The organism is Candidatus Symbiopectobacterium sp. NZEC135, assembly GCF_025962695.1.
This window is the reverse complement of sequence record NZ_JAGFPF010001326.1, coordinates 1-595: the sequence shown is the minus strand read 5'-3', so window position 1 is coordinate 595 and position 595 is coordinate 1. Positions and strand designations below refer to the sequence as shown.

Here is a 595-nt window from a genome sequence, read left to right as displayed (position 1 = left end):
GCACGCGGATAGCCATTAGGCTCAACGTTCTGCGCTCCCGCCGTTTCGCCCACCACGACAATCACCAACTTGGGGCGCTGACCAGCCGCCGCCGCAGGACGTGTGGCATCTGCGGCCACAATACGCAACAACTGTGATTTCGTACGTTTCAGGTAGCGTTTCAGGTAGCCGTTGGTGTTGCGCACCACGTTAAAGGGCAGCGCTTGATCCTTGATTTGCAGATTATTGCGCAGCAGCGAGGCGTAGTCTTTGTAGAACGCCATGGTCACCACGGCCAGCACCGCGACTGTCACCAGTACATTGCCGAGCCACCACAGCACGGCTTGCGACAGCCGCCCGGTCTTTTGGGTCGGCAAGCACACCATCGCTACCGCAGGCAACACGCCAAGCGCAATAATGGTGAGCAGCAGGGGGATGGAAAAGTACGAGGTGAGTTCTGCCTGATTGGTCTCGAACACGTTCTGTATCATGCTGCGATCGATTAACACGTTGTAATAGAGCATGAAGTAGCTGCAACTGGCACTGATGACAACCAGCAACGCCAGCAGCGGTTTGCGCACATACGGCAAGACCAAAACTGGCGTGAGCAATAAAT

The 595-nt window shown here is 56.1% G+C and carries 1 protein-coding gene; it reads right to left on the bottom strand.

The window, feature by feature from the left end:
* Nucleotides 1-595 (bottom strand): phosphoethanolamine transferase domain-containing protein (locus J5224_RS34085; protein WP_264629273.1); only part of this gene is annotated, 595 nt, incomplete at both ends.